Annotated in this window: 15 protein-coding genes; 3 read left to right on the top strand and 12 right to left on the bottom strand. The window is 70.5% G+C overall.

Translation table 11 applies throughout. The features are described from left to right. Nucleotides 1–5: 5 nt before the first annotated feature. From ACRAWB_RS06555 to hrcA, 10 genes are all read right to left on the bottom strand, one after another. Nucleotides 6–707, bottom strand: a complete 702-nt coding sequence (locus tag ACRAWB_RS06555; RefSeq protein ID WP_431352577.1) for a response regulator — start codon at nt 705–707, stop codon at nt 6–8. Further along, nucleotides 704–2,650: a sensor histidine kinase gene (locus ACRAWB_RS06560; RefSeq protein ID WP_431352578.1), complete on the bottom strand. Its 1,947-nt coding sequence runs from the start codon at nt 2,648–2,650 to the stop codon at nt 704–706. Before ACRAWB_RS06560 ends, ACRAWB_RS06555 begins: the two co-directional genes overlap by 4 nt. Nucleotides 2,651–2,747: 97 nt before the next feature. Beyond that, on the bottom strand, nt 2,748–3,641 hold the full coding sequence (era, locus tag ACRAWB_RS06565) for a GTPase Era (protein WP_431352579.1): 894 nt from the start codon (nt 3,639–3,641) through the stop codon (nt 2,748–2,750). After that, complete coding sequence (locus ACRAWB_RS06570) at nt 3,638–4,999, bottom strand: hemolysin family protein (protein WP_431352580.1); 1,362 nt, start codon at nt 4,997–4,999, stop codon at nt 3,638–3,640. The genes era and ACRAWB_RS06570 overlap by 4 nt, the downstream gene beginning before the upstream one ends. A gap of 8 nt (nt 5,000–5,007) precedes the next feature. Beyond that, a complete protein-coding gene (gene ybeY, locus ACRAWB_RS06575; protein ID WP_064109068.1) occupies nt 5,008–5,469 on the bottom strand; it encodes an rRNA maturation RNase YbeY in 462 nt (153 codons plus the stop codon). Between the two features lie 8 nt (nt 5,470–5,477). Next, nucleotides 5,478–6,566 carry a PhoH family protein gene (locus tag ACRAWB_RS06580; RefSeq protein WP_431352581.1) on the bottom strand — a complete coding sequence of 363 codons (1,089 nt, stop codon included), beginning with the start codon at nt 6,564–6,566 and terminating at the stop codon, nt 5,478–5,480. Beyond that, the gene (locus ACRAWB_RS06585) at nt 6,553–6,909 is read right to left on the bottom strand and encodes a histidine triad nucleotide-binding protein (RefSeq protein ID WP_431352582.1); all 357 of its coding nucleotides are present in this window, start codon (nt 6,907–6,909) and stop codon (nt 6,553–6,555) included. The genes ACRAWB_RS06580 and ACRAWB_RS06585 overlap by 14 nt, the downstream gene beginning before the upstream one ends. 70 nt (nt 6,910–6,979) lie before the next feature. Beyond that, nucleotides 6,980–7,708, bottom strand: a complete 729-nt coding sequence (locus ACRAWB_RS06590) for a 16S rRNA (uracil(1498)-N(3))-methyltransferase (RefSeq protein ID WP_431352583.1) — start codon at nt 7,706–7,708, stop codon at nt 6,980–6,982. A gap of 2 nt (nt 7,709–7,710) precedes the next feature. Then, nucleotides 7,711–8,823: a molecular chaperone DnaJ gene (dnaJ, locus tag ACRAWB_RS06595; RefSeq protein WP_431352584.1), complete on the bottom strand. Its 1,113-nt coding sequence runs from the start codon at nt 8,821–8,823 to the stop codon at nt 7,711–7,713. 50 nt (nt 8,824–8,873) lie between these two features. Next, the gene (gene hrcA, locus ACRAWB_RS06600; protein WP_431352585.1) at nt 8,874–9,896 is read right to left on the bottom strand and encodes a heat-inducible transcriptional repressor HrcA; all 1,023 of its coding nucleotides are present in this window, start codon (nt 9,894–9,896) and stop codon (nt 8,874–8,876) included. 73 nt (nt 9,897–9,969) lie between these two features. Between hrcA and ACRAWB_RS06605 the strand changes: the two genes are divergently transcribed. Beyond that, complete coding sequence (locus ACRAWB_RS06605; protein ID WP_431352586.1) at nt 9,970–10,482, top strand: DUF4870 domain-containing protein; 513 nt, start codon at nt 9,970–9,972, stop codon at nt 10,480–10,482. A 91-nt stretch (nt 10,483–10,573) separates the two neighbouring features. After that, the gene (locus tag ACRAWB_RS06610; protein ID WP_431352587.1) at nt 10,574–10,957 is read left to right on the top strand and encodes a DUF4870 domain-containing protein; all 384 of its coding nucleotides are present in this window, start codon (nt 10,574–10,576) and stop codon (nt 10,955–10,957) included. Nucleotides 10,958–10,969: 12 nt separating this feature from the next. Here the strand turns inward: ACRAWB_RS06610 and hemW are convergent, their stop codons facing one another. Together hemW and ACRAWB_RS06620 are read right to left on the bottom strand one after the other, a co-directional pair. Then, nucleotides 10,970–12,205, bottom strand: coding sequence for a radical SAM family heme chaperone HemW (gene hemW, locus ACRAWB_RS06615; RefSeq protein WP_431352588.1), 1,236 nt, complete (start codon nt 12,203–12,205; stop codon nt 10,970–10,972). Next, a complete protein-coding gene (locus ACRAWB_RS06620) occupies nt 12,205–12,852 on the bottom strand; it encodes a DUF1990 family protein (RefSeq protein ID WP_431352589.1) in 648 nt (215 codons plus the stop codon). The genes hemW and ACRAWB_RS06620 overlap by 1 nt, the downstream gene beginning before the upstream one ends. A gap of 118 nt (nt 12,853–12,970) precedes the next feature. Between ACRAWB_RS06620 and ACRAWB_RS06625 the strand changes: the two genes are divergently transcribed. Next, nucleotides 12,971–13,579 carry a dihydrofolate reductase family protein gene (locus ACRAWB_RS06625; protein WP_431352590.1) on the top strand — a complete coding sequence of 203 codons (609 nt, stop codon included), beginning with the start codon at nt 12,971–12,973 and terminating at the stop codon, nt 13,577–13,579.

The following is a 13,579-nucleotide window of genomic DNA, read 5'->3' on the forward strand; positions in this document are numbered from 1 at the left end:
CGGGGCTATTCGGCCGCAGTCAGCCCGTGCTCGAAGGCGTAGACGACCATCTGCACGCGGTCGCGCAGGCCGAGCTTCGCCAGGATGCGCGAGATGTGCGTCTTGACCGTCGCCTCGCTCAGGAACTCGGACCCTGCGATCTCGGCGTTGCTCAACCCGCGCGCAGCGAGCACGAAGATCTCGCGCTCGCGAGAGGTCAGCGACTCGAACTCCGGCGGCGTCTGCTGCACCGGCTTCGCCGCGGAGAAGTACTCGAACAGCTCCCGGGTGGCGCCCGCCGCGATGACCGCGCTGCCCGCGTGGACGGTGCGGATCGCCGCGAGCAGGAACTCCGGCTCGGCGTCCTTCAGCACGAACCCGCTCGCCCCGCCGCGGATGGCGCGGGCCGCGGCCTCGTCGAGGTCGAACGTCGTCAGCACCACGATCCGCGGCGGCGTGCGCCCGGCGCGCTCCGCGTCCGCGATGATCGCGCTCGTCGCGGCGATGCCGTCCATGATCGGCATCCGGATGTCCATCAGCACCACGTCCGGCCGGGTCTCGGCGGCGACCCGGACGCCCTCCTGCCCGTTGCCCGCCTCCCCGGCGAACTCCAGGTCGTCCTGCGAGCCGAGGAGCATTCGCACGCCCGCACGGAACAGCGGCTGGTCGTCGACGAGCAGCACCCGGATGCGAGCGCCGGTCTCGACCGCCGCCTCCGCCCCGCTCACGCCGTCGCCCCGACGGGAGCGCCCGGCAGGAACGCCGACACGACGAACTCCCCCTCGACGGGACCCGCGGTCAGCGAGCCACCGGCGAGGGAGGCGCGCTCGCGCATCCCGGGCAGCCCGTGGCCCACGCGGGGCACCGAACCCGTGCCCACGGGCCCGGTCGATGTGGACTCGATGGTGTCTTTCATGGTGTTCCTCACGGTGATGACGAGGCCGGGCGGACGCGCGCCCGGGCCGGAGCCGCCGTCGGCGGCCCCCTCGGAGAGCACGACGCTCGCCGGACGGCTGGTGTCGCCGTGCCGGAGCGCGTTGGTCAGCGCCTCCTGCACGATGCGGTAGGCGGCCAGCTGCTGGGCCGATCCCAACCGCTCGACGGCTCCGGTCCGCTCGAGGCGGACCTCGAGTCCGGCCGAGCGGATGTGCTCGACGGTCTGGTCCAGATCGGCGAGCGACGGCTGCGGGCCGTCGTGGGCGACCGGACGTTCTGAGTCACCCGGAAGCCCCGCGCCGGTGGGCCCGGACGCGCGCAGTTCGGCGAGCAGGACCCGCACGTCTCCGAGCGCTGAGCGGGCAGTGGATGCGATGGTCGCCAGCGCCTCATCCACCGCATCCGGGTCGGACTGGCGGGCGTACCGCGCGCCGTCCGCCTGCGCGATGACCACCGCCAGCGAGTGCGCGACGACGTCGTGCATGTCGCGCGCGATGCGCGTCCGCTCCTGCTCGACAACGACGTCTTCGACCGCCCGGTCGCGCACCAGCTCCGCCTCATCGCGGGCACGCCGTGCGGCGCGGGCGTTCCGCCAGGTGCGGACGAGCAGCCCGAGCACCCACGATAGCCCCAGCACGGTGACGCTCACCACGAAGAGGAAGGCGAACTGCAGCGCGACGCTCGCGATCTGGCTCGACAGCAGGTTGTAGTACCCCTGTGCGACCGCCGCGGTGACCGTCAGGTACAGCGCGGCGACGAACGCGCCGATGCCGGCCGAGATGAGTCCGGCGGCGCGCACCACCCGGTCGCCGTAGGCCGCCGTCGCATACAGCACGATGAGCACCGCGACGTCGCTGACCAGGATGCTGTGCCCGGTGGTCATCTGCAGCACCGCGGCGAGCCACGCCAGCGAGAGCGCGATCGCCGGCGACATCCGCCGCAGCGCGACGGCCACGGCGAACACCGTGATCACGACGAACGCGGCGCGGTCCTGCTCCCCCACCAGCAGGCAGAACACCTCGAAGGCGACCGCTCCCACCATGTCGACCGTGAGTTGCGTGCGCGTCAGCCGCCGCACCAGCTGCGCCCGGTCGGCGTCGTCCTCCTCGACGTCGGCTCCCCCGCTGGACGCCAGCCAGACGAGCACCGACGGCCCCTGCCCGCCGATGACCCCGCCGCCCCCGGCCGAGCCGCCCTGCGCGGCGCGCTGACGCGCTACCAGGAAGCCGAGCAGCCACGCCGCCACGAAGATGACCGCGAGCAGCAGGCTCATCAGCAGGAAGCCGACGCCCTGGCTGGTGTAGTACCCGCCGATGACCGGCCCGAACTGCGGGAACTTGAGGTCGCCGCGCACCGTGAACAGGTACGCCGTGGCCGGCGCGAGCAGGATCGCCGACGCGAGGTCGAGCCAGCGCAGCACCCGCCCGCCGTGCGAGGCGACGCCGACCAGCGCCACGACCACCGCGATCGCCGCGATCACGCGGAAGGCGCCCGGCAACGAGGACTGCTCCGTCAGCTCCAGCAGCACCGCGATCCAGATCAGCCCGAGCGCGACTCCGGGCAGCGTCCGCGACAGCGCCACCGCGGCGCAGTAGAACACCAGCGCCAGCGCGGCCGCGAGGTCGAACGGCAGCCCGGTGACGAACCACGCCCCGAACAGCACGACGGCCAGCGCGGGCTCGAGCACCCAGCGGTGCGGAGCGAGCGCGCTCAGGAGTCGGCTGCGGGAGGCCATGCTTCTACCGTACGGTCCTGCCACCGCGGGCGCGGCGACTATCCACAGGAATCATCCTCGGGATGTAGCCGAGCCGTGCCTGTGGACGACTCCGGTGCTAGAACCCCAGGCGCCCCAGCTGCTTCGGATCCCGCTGCCAGTCCTTCGCGACCTTCACCCGGATCGACAGGAACACGTGACGACCCAGCAGTTCCTCGATCGGCTTCCGCGCCGCGGCACCGACCTCGCGGATGCGGCTGCCGCCCTTGCCGATCACGATCGCCTTCTGGCTGTCGCGCTCGACGAAGAGGTTCGCGTAGATGTCGACGAGGTCTTTGTCGTCGCGCTCGACCATGTCGTCGATGGTCACCGCGAGCGAGTGCGGGAGTTCGTCCTCGACGCCTTCCAGCACGGCCTCGCGGATGAGCTCCGCGATGCGGTCCTCGAGGCCTTCGTCGGTCGTCGCCTCCTCCGGGTAGAGCGGGGCGGGCGACACCGGGAGCAGCTTCATGAGCTCGGTCGTCAGCGTGTCGAGCTGGATGGCGCTGGCCGCCGACACCGGGACGATCGCCTCCCAGTCGCGCAGCGCGGACACCGCGAGCAGCTGCTCGGCGACCTGCGCCTTACCCGCCGCATCCACCTTTGTGACGATCGCGACCTTCTTGGCGCGCGGGTAGTCGTCGAGCTGTTCGTTGATGAACCGGTCGCCCGGGCCGATCTTCTCGTCGGCGGGGACGCAGAAGCCGATCACGTCCACGTCGCCGAGCGTCGACTGGACGAGGGTGTTCAACCGCTCCCCGAGCAGGGTCCGCGGACGGTGGATGCCCGGTGTGTCGACCAGGATGAGCTGGCCGTCCGGGCGGTGCATGATGCCGCGGATGGCGCGGCGGGTGGTCTGCGGCTTCGAGCTCGTGATGGCGACCTTCTCGCCGACGAGGGCGTTGGTCAGCGTCGACTTGCCCACGTTGGGGCGGCCGACGAATGAGACGAATCCGGCGTGGTACTCGGTCACGAGCGGCTCTCCTGGGTGGTGTGGCGGTCGGAACGGTGCTTGTCGGGGCGGTCCTGGTCCGCGGGCATGGGGACGTCGTCGCCGTGCGGCTCCGGCAGCAGGGCGACATCCCGCTCCACCAGCACCGAGGCGACATGCTTGTGCCGGCCCTCGATGCGGTCGACCGTGAAGCGCAGCCCGTGAACGGTGACGGTCGAGCCGACCTCGGGCAGCCGGCCGAGCGCCTTGGTGACGAGCCCGCCGACACTGTCGACGTCCTCGTCCTCGATCTCCAGGTCGAACAGCTCGCCCAGGTCGTCGATGGGCAGGCGCGTGGCGATCCGGTAGCGGCCCTCGCCCAGCGGCTGGATGAGCGCGACCTCATGGTCGTACTCGTCCGAGATGTCGCCGACCAGCTCCTCGATGAGGTCTTCCAGCGTGACGAGGCCCGCGATGCCGCCGTACTCGTCCACCACCATGGCCAGGTGATTGGATTCGCGCTGCATCTGCGCGAGGAGCGCGTCGGCCTTCTGCGACTCCGGCACGAACAGCGCCGGGCGCGCGAGGTCGCGCACGGTCAGCTCGTCGGCGCCGAGCGGACGCTCGAAGCTGAGCTTGGCCGCATCCCGCAGGTACAGGATGCCGACCACCTCGTCCGGGTCGCCGCCGTCGATCACCGGCACGCGCGAGACACCGGTCGAGAAGAACAGCCCCATGGCGGTGCCGAGCGTCGCGGTGGAGTCGACGGTGACCATGTCGGTGCGCGGGATCATCACCTCGCGCACGACCGTCTCGTTGAACTCGAAGATGGAGTGGATGAGCTCCCGGTCGTCCTCTTCCAGCACGTCGAACTCGGTCGCCTCGTCGACGATCGAGAGCAGCTGCTCCTCGCTCGTGACCGGGGCCGAGCGGGCGCGGGACGGCGTGACCCGGTTGCCGAGCGCGACCAGGCCGCCCGGGATGGGTCCGAGCACGATGCGGATGAAGTGCACCACCGGCGCGGTCAGCCGCAGCAGCAGGGTCGAGTTCGCACGGCCGACGCTGCGCGGGCTCACGCCGACCAGCACGAACGACACCGCGGTCATGATGATCGCGGCGAGGATCAGCGAGACCCACCACTGCTCGAAGATCTGCTCGAAGGCGAGCGTCACCAGCACGGCAGCGGTCGTCTCGGCCAGAAGTCGCGTGAAGTTGATCGCGTTGAGGTACGCGCCCGGATCCTCGGAGATCGCCTGGAGCGACCTCTTCGCCCGTGAGGTCGTGGCCAGGTCGGCGATGTCGCCGCGCGAGCGGACGGCCAGAGCGGCATCGACCGCGGCCATGAGGCCGCCGAACGCCACGAGCAGGAACGCGGCGATGAAGAACAGCGCCTGCAGCATCCCGGTTCCTACCGCTGTCGGTCGTAGCGGCCGAAGCCGACCAGGATGTCGCGCTGGATCGCGAACATCTCGCGCTCCTCCGCCGGCTCGGCGTGGTCGAAGCCGAGCAGATGGAGGATGCCGTGCGTCGTCAGCAGCAGCAGCTCGTCCTGCAGGCTGTGACCGGCGGTCTCCGCCTGGACCTGTGCGACCTGCGGGCAGAGCACCACGTCTCCGAGGAGCCCGGCCGGGGACGGCTCCTCCTCGGTGCCCGGGCGGAGCTCGTCCATCGGGAAGCTCAGGACGTCCGTGGGGCCGGGCTCGTCCATCCACTGCACGTGCAGCTGCTCCATGGCCGCCTCGTCGACGAGCACGATGGCGAGCTCGGCGTCCGGGTGCACGTGCAGGATGTCGAACGCGTACGCAGCGAGCCGCTGCAGGGCGGACTCGTCCACCTCGATGGTCGACTCGTTGTTGATCTCGATGCTCACGGCGGCCCTTATCGTCGCTTCGGCAGGTGGACTCGCGGCGAGCCGGCACGCCGCTCGCCGCGGTTGGCGAACTCGGCCGCCTGCTCGCGCTCGAAGTGGCGCGCCTGCTGACGCGCGTCGTACTCGGTGTAGGCGTCGACGATCCGGCCGACGAGGCTGTGGCGCACGACGTCTTCGCTGGTGAGGCGGGCGAAGTGGATGTCGTCGATGTCGTTCAGGACGCGGGTCACCAGCCGCAGGCCGCTCGCCGCGTTCGGCAGGTCGATCTGCGTGATGTCGCCGGTGACGACCATCTTCGAGTTGAACCCGAGACGCGTCAGGAACATCTTCATCTGCTCCGGCGTCGTGTTCTGCGCCTCGTCGAGGATGATGAAGGAGTCGTTCAGCGTGCGTCCGCGCATGTAGGCGAGCGGGGCGACCTCGATGGTGCCGGCCGCGAGCAGCTTGGGCACCAGGTCCGGGTCCAGCATCTCGTTGAGCGCGTCGTAGAGCGGGCGGAGGTACGGGTCGATCTTGTCGGTCAGCGTGCCGGGCAGGTAGCCCAGCCGCTCGCCGGCCTCGACCGCCGGACGCGTCAGGATGATGCGGGTGACCTCTTTGCGCTGCAGCGCCTGTACGGCCTTCGCCATGGCGAGGTAGGTCTTGCCTGTGCCGGCCGGGCCGATCCCGAACACGATCGTGTTGTGGTCGATCGCGTCGACGTACTGGCTCTGGCCGAGCGTCTTCGGCCGGATGCTCTTGCCGCGGGCGGTGAGGATGGCCTGCCCGAGAACGTCGGACGGGCTGAGGTTCAGGTCGGTGCCGAGCATCTTCGCCGAGCTGGTGACCTCAGCGGGTGAGAGGTCCTGGCCGTTGCGGACCATCTGCAGCAGCTCCTCCACGAGCCGCTGCGCCGCCGCGACCTGGGTCGCGTCTCCGGTCAGCGTGATCTCGTTGCCGCGCACGTGCACGTTCACCAGCGGGTACTGGCGCTCCAGCGTGGTGAGGAGGCGGTCCTGCGGCCCGAGGAGGCGGACCATCTGGACGCCGTCGACGCTGAGGCGCGCCTCGGCGCCGGACTCCGCCGGGTTCGGCTGGGTGGATTCAGAGCTGGGCAAGTGATCCTTCCTCGAGCTGGCCGCTCAGTACGTGTGCGTGGACATGGAACACGGTCTGGCCCGCGCCCGCGCCGGTGTTGAAGATGAGGCGGTAGTCGCCGTCCGAGTGCTCGTCGGCGAGCTTCTGCGCGGTGGCGACGACCTCGGCGAGCAGCGCCGGGTCGCCCGCCGCGAGCTCGGTGACGTCGCGGTACTGCTCGGTCTTGGGAACGACGAGCAGGTGCACGGGCGCCTTCGGCGCGATGTCGCGGAACGCGATCACGCGCTCCGAGTCGTACACCACGTCGGCCGGGATCTCGCCCGCGATGATGCGGGAGAAGATCGAACGCTCCGTGTCTGCCATGCGTCCATCCTATTCGCGCGGGGTGACATGCGGCCGGGCTGTCCGCTGTCGGCGTGACGGGTGTATGCGGTCACCAGCGCCCGAGCGCCGCGTTCAGCACCGCCAGCGCCGCGGGGCCCGCGGTGGACGTGCGCAGCACCGTGTCGCCGAGCCGCACCAGTTCCGCGCCCGCCGCGCGGAAGGCCTCGAGCTCCTGCGGCGCGATCCCGCCCTCCGGCCCGACGACCAGCACGAGGTCGCGGCCGTCCGCCGCGATGCCTGTGAGCGGCGTCTCCGCGTCGGGTTCGAGCACCAGCACGCGCGCGCCCGCTGCCAGGGCCGCGATCTGCTTCGTCGTGGCCAGCTCGCCGACCTCCGGCGTCCATGCGCGGATCGACTGCTTCGCCGCCTCGCGCACGATCGTCGCCCAGCGCTCCCGGCCCTTCGCGACCTTCGGTCCCTCCCAGCGCGACACCGAGCGGGATGCGGACCACGGCACCACCGCGTCCACCCCCAGCTCCGTCGCCGCCTGGATGGCCAGCTCGTCCCGGTCGCCCTTGGCCAGCGCCTGCACCAGCGTGATCGCGGGTGTCGGACGCGGGACACGGGAGACCGACTCCACGTCGATGGTCAGTTCGGTGTTCGTGGACACCAGCACCTCGCCCGAAGCGACAAGGCCGCGGCCGTTGCCGATGAGCACCGACTCCCCCGGCCGTGTGCGGTTCACCGTCGCGGCGTGCTTCGCCTCCGCGCCGGTCAGCGACAGCCGGCCGCCGACCTCGACGTCGGTCAGGTCTTCGCGCAGGTAGAGCGACGCCACGGCTACAGGTTGAGGAACCGGTCGCGGAGCTTGGCGAACAGCCCCTGCTGGAAGTGCGCCAGCGTCGGCTGCGACCCCTTGTAGGTGGAGGCGAACTTCTTGATCAGCTCCTTCTCCTTGTGGTCGAGCTTGGTGGGCGTGACCACCTGGATGCCGACCCGCAGGTCGCCGCGGCCGCTGCCGCGCAGGTGCGTGATGCCGCGGTCCTTCACCGTGACGATGTCGGCGGACTGCGTGCCGGGCTTGAGCTCGAGGCGGATGTCGCCGTCGAGCGCCTTCACCGTCGCGGTCGTGCCGAGGATCGCATCCGTCATCGAGAGCTCCAGCGTGCAGAGCAGGTCGTCGCCGTCGCGGCTGAACACCTCGTGGTGCTTCACCTTGATCTCGAGGTAGAGGTCGCCGTTCGGGCCGCCGGCGGGGCCGGCCTCGCCGCTGCCCGGCATCTGCAGGCGCAGGCCGGTGTCGACGCCGGCGGGGATGTCCACCGGGACGGTGCGGCGGGCGCGCACGCGGCCCTGGCCCTGGCAGGTGACGCACGGGGTGGCGATGACCGTGCCGTAGCCGCGGCAGGTGCCGCAGGGGCTGGAGGTCATCACGTTGCCGAGCAGCGAGCGGACCGACCGCTGGATGCTGCCGGTGCCGTGGCAGATGTCGCAGGTGACCGGCTGGGTGCCGGGCTGGCAGCAGGAGCCGTTGCAGGTCTCGCAGACCACGGCGGTGTCGACCTCGAGGTCGCGGTGCGTGCCGAAGACGACCTCGTCGAGGTCGACCTCGACGCGCAGCAGCGCATCCTGGCCCCGCTCGCGACGAGACCGGGGACCGCGACCTCCGCCGCCTCCCCCGCCGAAGAACGTCTCGAAGATGTCGCTGAAGCCGGCGAAGTCGGCCCCGCCCGCTCCGCCGAACCCGCCGGAGCCGCCCAGGTCGTACTGCTGACGCTGCTGCGGGTCGCTGAGCACGTCGTACGCGTGCGTCACCAGCTTGAACCGCTCCTGCGCCTCGGCGCTGGGGTTCACATCCGGGTGGAGCTCGCGCGCGAGGCGGCGGTACGCCTTCTTGATCTCGTCGGGGCTGGCGTCTCGCTCGACACCGAGGACTTCATAGTGGTCGGCCACGTGGGCTGTTCCTTCTTCTTTCGTCGTGCTGTGATCGGGGTGCCGGCGGCCTACTGGTCGCCGAGCAGCCGGGAGAGGTAACGGGCGACGGCGCGGACGGCCGCCATGTTGCCCGAGTAGTCCATGCGGAGCGGACCGAGCAGGCCCACGCGGGCCACATCCGCTCCCGCCGCACTGTAACCGCTGGACAGGACGGATGCTTCCGCGAGCCCGAAGCCGGCGTTCTCGCGGCCGATGCTGACGGCCACGCCGTGCTGGTCGGTCGCCATCTCGTCGAAGAGCCGCAGCAGCACCACCTGCTCCTCGATCGCCTCCAGGACCGGCGTGATGCTGCCCGGGAAGTCGAGCTCGGTGCGGACCAGGTTGGCCGCGCCCGCCATCACCAGCTTCTCCTGCCGGTTGGCGGCGATCTGGTCGAGCAGGGCGCTGGCGACGGGCTCCACCAGCGTGCGTGTGCGGTCCGTGAGCGCGGCGGGCAGGTCGCGCATCCGCGCGGTCGCCTCGGTCAGGGTGAGCCCTGCGACGGCGCCGTTGATCGCTCCGCGGATTTCGGCCACATCTTCATCGCTCAGCTCGGCCGGGAGTTCGATGACACGCTGCTCCACTGCGCCGGAGTCGGTGATGAGCACGCTGAGCAGCCGCCGCGGGGCGAGCGCGACCAGCTCGATGTGCCGGATGCGCGACCGGGTGACGGACGGGTACTGCACCAGAGCGACCTGATTGGTCAGCTGGGAGAGCAGGCGGACCGTACGAGAGAGCACGTCGTCGAAGTCGGCGGACGCCCCCAGGAAGGTCTCGATGGCCGTACGTTGAGCGGTCGACAGCGGCCGGACCTCTGCCAGGTGGTCGACGAACAGGCGGTAGCCCTTGTCGGTGGGGACGCGGCCGGACGAGGTGTGCGGAGCCGCGATCAGCTCCTCCTCTTCGAGCAGTGCCATGTCGTTGCGGATGGTCGCGGCGGACACACCGAAGGAGTGCCGCTCCACGATGCTCTTCGACCCCACCGGCTCCCGCGACGCCACGTAGTCCTGAACGATGACGCGCAGCACTTCGAGACTGCGTTCCGAGACCATGCCCGCCTCCCGTCGACCGATTAGCACTCGCTGTTCTTGAGTGCCAATCCTACCGCGAGGAAACGCGGACAGGATGATTGTCGCCTGTGACACGGCGGCAGTACCGTATGGGCACCGGTTCGACGCGTGTCGCAACCGATCACGAAAGGGTTACGCCGATGTCAGACCCGAACCAGCCCGCCGACCCCGCCGGCGGCGTCCCCCGCAGCAGCCCTACGGCTCCACCCCCGCCGCCCCGCTCGACGCCGCGCAGGACAAGCAGTGGGCCGCCTTCGCTCACCTGGGAGGCATCCTCTGGATCCTCCCCTCCCTCATCATCTACCTCGTCTTCAAGGACCGCGGGCGTCTCACCAACCAGGAGGCCAAGGAAGCGCTCAACTGGCAGATCACCTGGATCCTCGCGTGGATCGCGTCGCAGATCATCGGCGCCATCCTCGCCTTCACCGGCATCGGGTTGCTGCTGTTCAGCCTGCTCATCCCGTGGGCGCTGTACATCGTGAACCTGGTGTTCTCGATCCTCGGCTTCGTGCGCGTGAACGGCGGCGGCACGTACCGCTACCCGGTGAACTTCCGCTTCATCAAGTAACCGACGCGTTCAGGCTCTTCTCAGGCTGGGGCTTCACGCCCTAGGCTGAGGCCGACCATGTCCACCCTGTCCAACAAGGGAGAACAGCACCATGTCCGCGACACCTCCGCCGCCCCCGCCGCAGCAGCCCTACGGCGGCGCCGCGCAGCAGCTCAGCCCGGCCGACGAAAAGCTCTGGGCCACCCTCATCCAGATCGGCGGCATCCTGTTCAGCTGGATCCCGGCGCTCATCGGATACCTGGTGCTGAAGGACCGCGGACCGTTCGTCCGGGCGCACGCGGCCACGGCGCTGAACTTCCAGATCACGATCTTCATCGCCTACGTCGTAGGCGGCATCCTGTCGATCGTCGTCATCGGCATCTTCATCATCATCGCCGCGTGGATCCTGGACATCGTGTTCAGCATCATCGCCGCGGTGAAGGCGAACCAGGGCGAGTACTACACGTACCCGATCGCGATCAAGTTCGTCAGCTAGCGGACTCGCCGCTCAGGCGGCCTCGTCCGCGAGCAGCCGGCGCACCACCGCGTCGGCCAGGAGCCGCCCCCGCAGGGTCAGCACGATCGACCCGCGGAGGGCGGCTCTTCCGTCTACCAGGCCGTCCGCGATCAGGCCGGGGATCTCGTGGCGGCCGGCGTCGCCGATCTCGGCGGTCGACACGCCCTCGCGGATGCGGCTGAGCAGCAGCACACGCTCGACGTGCCGCGTCCCGGCGTCGAGCGTTTCGCGTCCGGCAGCCGGCGACTCCCCCGCCAGCACGCGCTGGGCATAGGCGGCGGGATGCTTCACGTTCCACCAGCGGACGCCGCCGACGTGGCTGTGCGCGCCCGGGCCGATCCCCCACCAGTCGTGACCCAGCCAGTAAGCGAGGTTGTGGCGGGAGCGGTGGGTATGGTCGGTCGCCCAGTTGCTGACCTCGTACCAGTCGTACCCGGCGTCGGCGAGGCGCTGGTCGGCCAGCTCGTACATGTCCGCCTCGAGGTCGTCGTCCGGCTCGGGCACCTGGCCGGAGCGGATCTGCCGCGCGAGCTTCGTGCCCGGCTCCACGATCAGCGCATACGCCGACAGGTGGTCCGGCCGGCACGCCAGCGCGGTGTCCAGGCTCTGGGACCAGTCGTCCAGCGATTCCCCCGGCGTGCCGTAGATGAGGTCGAGGCTCACCTGCAGGCCGGCCTCGCGCGCCCAGCCGACGACGAGCGGGACGCGCGCCGGGTCGTGGGTGCGCTCCAGCGTCTCCAGGACGTGCGGGACGGCGGACTGCATCCCGAACGACACGCGCGTGAAGCCCGCGTCGGCGAGGCGGCGCAGGTCGTCTGCATCCACCGAGTCGGGGTTCGCCTCGGTGGTCACCTCGGCGCCGTCGGCGAGACCCCAGGCGTCGCGGACCGCGCCCAGCATCGCGGCGAGATCGCCCGGCGGCAGCAGCGTGGGGGTGCCGCCGCCGAAGAACACGGTGGACACGGGACGGTGCGGGAGGCCGCTTTCGCGCAGCACGCCGGCGGCGAACTCGACCTCGCGCACCGCGTGTCCCGCGTACTCGGACTGGGACACGCCGCGCAGCTCCGTGGCGGTGTAGGTGTTGAAGTCGCAGTAGCCGCAACGCACGCGGCAGAACGGGACGTGCAGGTACACGCCGAAGTCGCGCTCGTGCGCGTCGTGCGCGGCGGACGCGGGCAGCAGCCCGTCGGCGGGAGCCGGGTCGCCCAGGGGCAGGGTGCTCGGCATCAGGCGGAGCTCGCGGGGTGGAGCGCCCGGAGGTACTTCGCCGTGTAGCGGCGCTGCACCATCCCGAGGATCGGCGAGACCAGGCGGTAGAACGTGTTGGACGGCCGCGACAGCGCGCGGAGGACGAACCAGACTGTCCCGTCGTCGTGGCGCTCGACCAGGAACAGCTCCTCGCCGCTCTCGGGGTGCCCGTGCAGCGTCCCATAGGCGAAACCGCGCCGGTGCGGCTCGTCGATGACGTAGACGACGCGGATGGGCGCGGAGACCTTGAACGCGCCGAACGGGATCTTCAGCACGGCGGTCATGCCGTTGCGGACGAACGGCGTGCCGTCGTCGGCGAAGACGTCCTCCTCGGGCCGGTTGGCGCGCATCCGCATCGGGGTGCCATCCGGGCCGAACTCGACGCCTTCGTACTGCACGCCCGTGCCCTCGTTCACGTCGGTGACGAGGATGCCGCTGCCCTTCTGCACGCCCCACGCCATGAGCGCGGTGGCCGCGGTGTCGAAGCGCTCGTCGCCGCTGCCCAGCCGGATGCTGCGCTCCAGCGGCTTGTAGCCCTTCGGCGGGTAGTACAGCAGATCCGCCGCCTGGGTGGCGCCGACCGCCCCGTACGTGACGGGTTGGTCGGTGAAGCTGGAGCGCCGCATGTCATCCATCTTCCGCCATCCGGCGCGGGTTCGCGAAACGGGGGTCTGGAGCCGGGGAGGCGGTCGTGCTGTAGTGGACGGGACTCGGGACTCGGGACTCGCGAGGAAGGGAGCACCCATGGGCAGGATCGTGCTGCAAGCGTTCATCACGCTCGACGGCGTGGTGCAGGGAGGCGGCGGGCCGGAGGAGGACCCGTCGGGCGGCTTCCCGTACGGCGGCTGGGCGCTGGACTGGGACGCGGAGCACGACGACGGCTCCGACGGATCGCTCGTGCTCGACTGGGAGAGCCGGACGCAGGCGCTGCTGCTCGGCCGGACGACCTACGACATCTGGGCGCGCTCGTGGGGTGTGTGGAATGAGGACGCACCGGGGCTCGAAGGCGAGTTGACCCGCCGCTACAACCGCATCCCGAAGTACGTCGTCTCCCGCACGGTCACCGAGCTCGGCTGGAAGAACTCATTCCTCCTCGGACCGGACGTCGCCGACGAGGTCGCGAGGCTGCGGGACGAGATCGACGGCGAGATCCGCATCTGGGGCAGCACGGAGCTCGTGCAGACGCTCGCGGCCGCCGACCTCGTCGACGAGTACCGGCTGATGGTCTACCCGCTGGTGCTCGGCACGGGGAAGAAGCTGTTCCCGGACGGCTTCCCGTACCAGCGGCTGACTCTGGAGTCGACCCGGCCGCTGGCGTCGGGCGTTCTGGTGAACGTGTACCGGCGGGGCTGA

This window comes from Leifsonia poae (assembly GCF_050632865.1).
Lineage (GTDB): Bacteria > Actinomycetota > Actinomycetes > Actinomycetales > Microbacteriaceae > Leifsonia > Leifsonia poae_B.

Coding starts and splice junctions, on each gene's coding strand:
- ACRAWB_RS06560 (WP_431352578.1), bottom strand. CDS start 2,650: ATGGCCTCCCGCAGCCGACTCCTGAGCGCGCTCGCTCCGCACCGCTGG.
- ACRAWB_RS06570 (WP_431352580.1), bottom strand. CDS start 4,999: ATGCTGCAGGCGCTGTTCTTCATCGCCGCGTTCCTGCTCGTGGCGTTC.
- ACRAWB_RS06585 (WP_431352582.1), bottom strand. CDS start 6,909: ATGGCAGACACGGAGCGTTCGATCTTCTCCCGCATCATCGCGGGCGAG.
- hrcA (WP_431352585.1), bottom strand. CDS start 9,896: ATGGTCTCGGAACGCAGTCTCGAAGTGCTGCGCGTCATCGTTCAGGAC.
- ACRAWB_RS06605 (WP_431352586.1), top strand. CDS start 9,970: ATGATTGTCGCCTGTGACACGGCGGCAGTACCGTATGGGCACCGGTTC.
- ACRAWB_RS06610 (WP_431352587.1), top strand. CDS start 10,574: ATGTCCGCGACACCTCCGCCGCCCCCGCCGCAGCAGCCCTACGGCGGC.
- hemW (WP_431352588.1), bottom strand. CDS start 12,205: ATGCCGAGCACCCTGCCCCTGGGCGACCCGGCTCCCGCCGACGGGCTG.
- ACRAWB_RS06620 (WP_431352589.1), bottom strand. CDS start 12,852: ATGCGGCGCTCCAGCTTCACCGACCAACCCGTCACGTACGGGGCGGTC.
- ACRAWB_RS06625 (WP_431352590.1), top strand. CDS start 12,971: ATGGGCAGGATCGTGCTGCAAGCGTTCATCACGCTCGACGGCGTGGTG.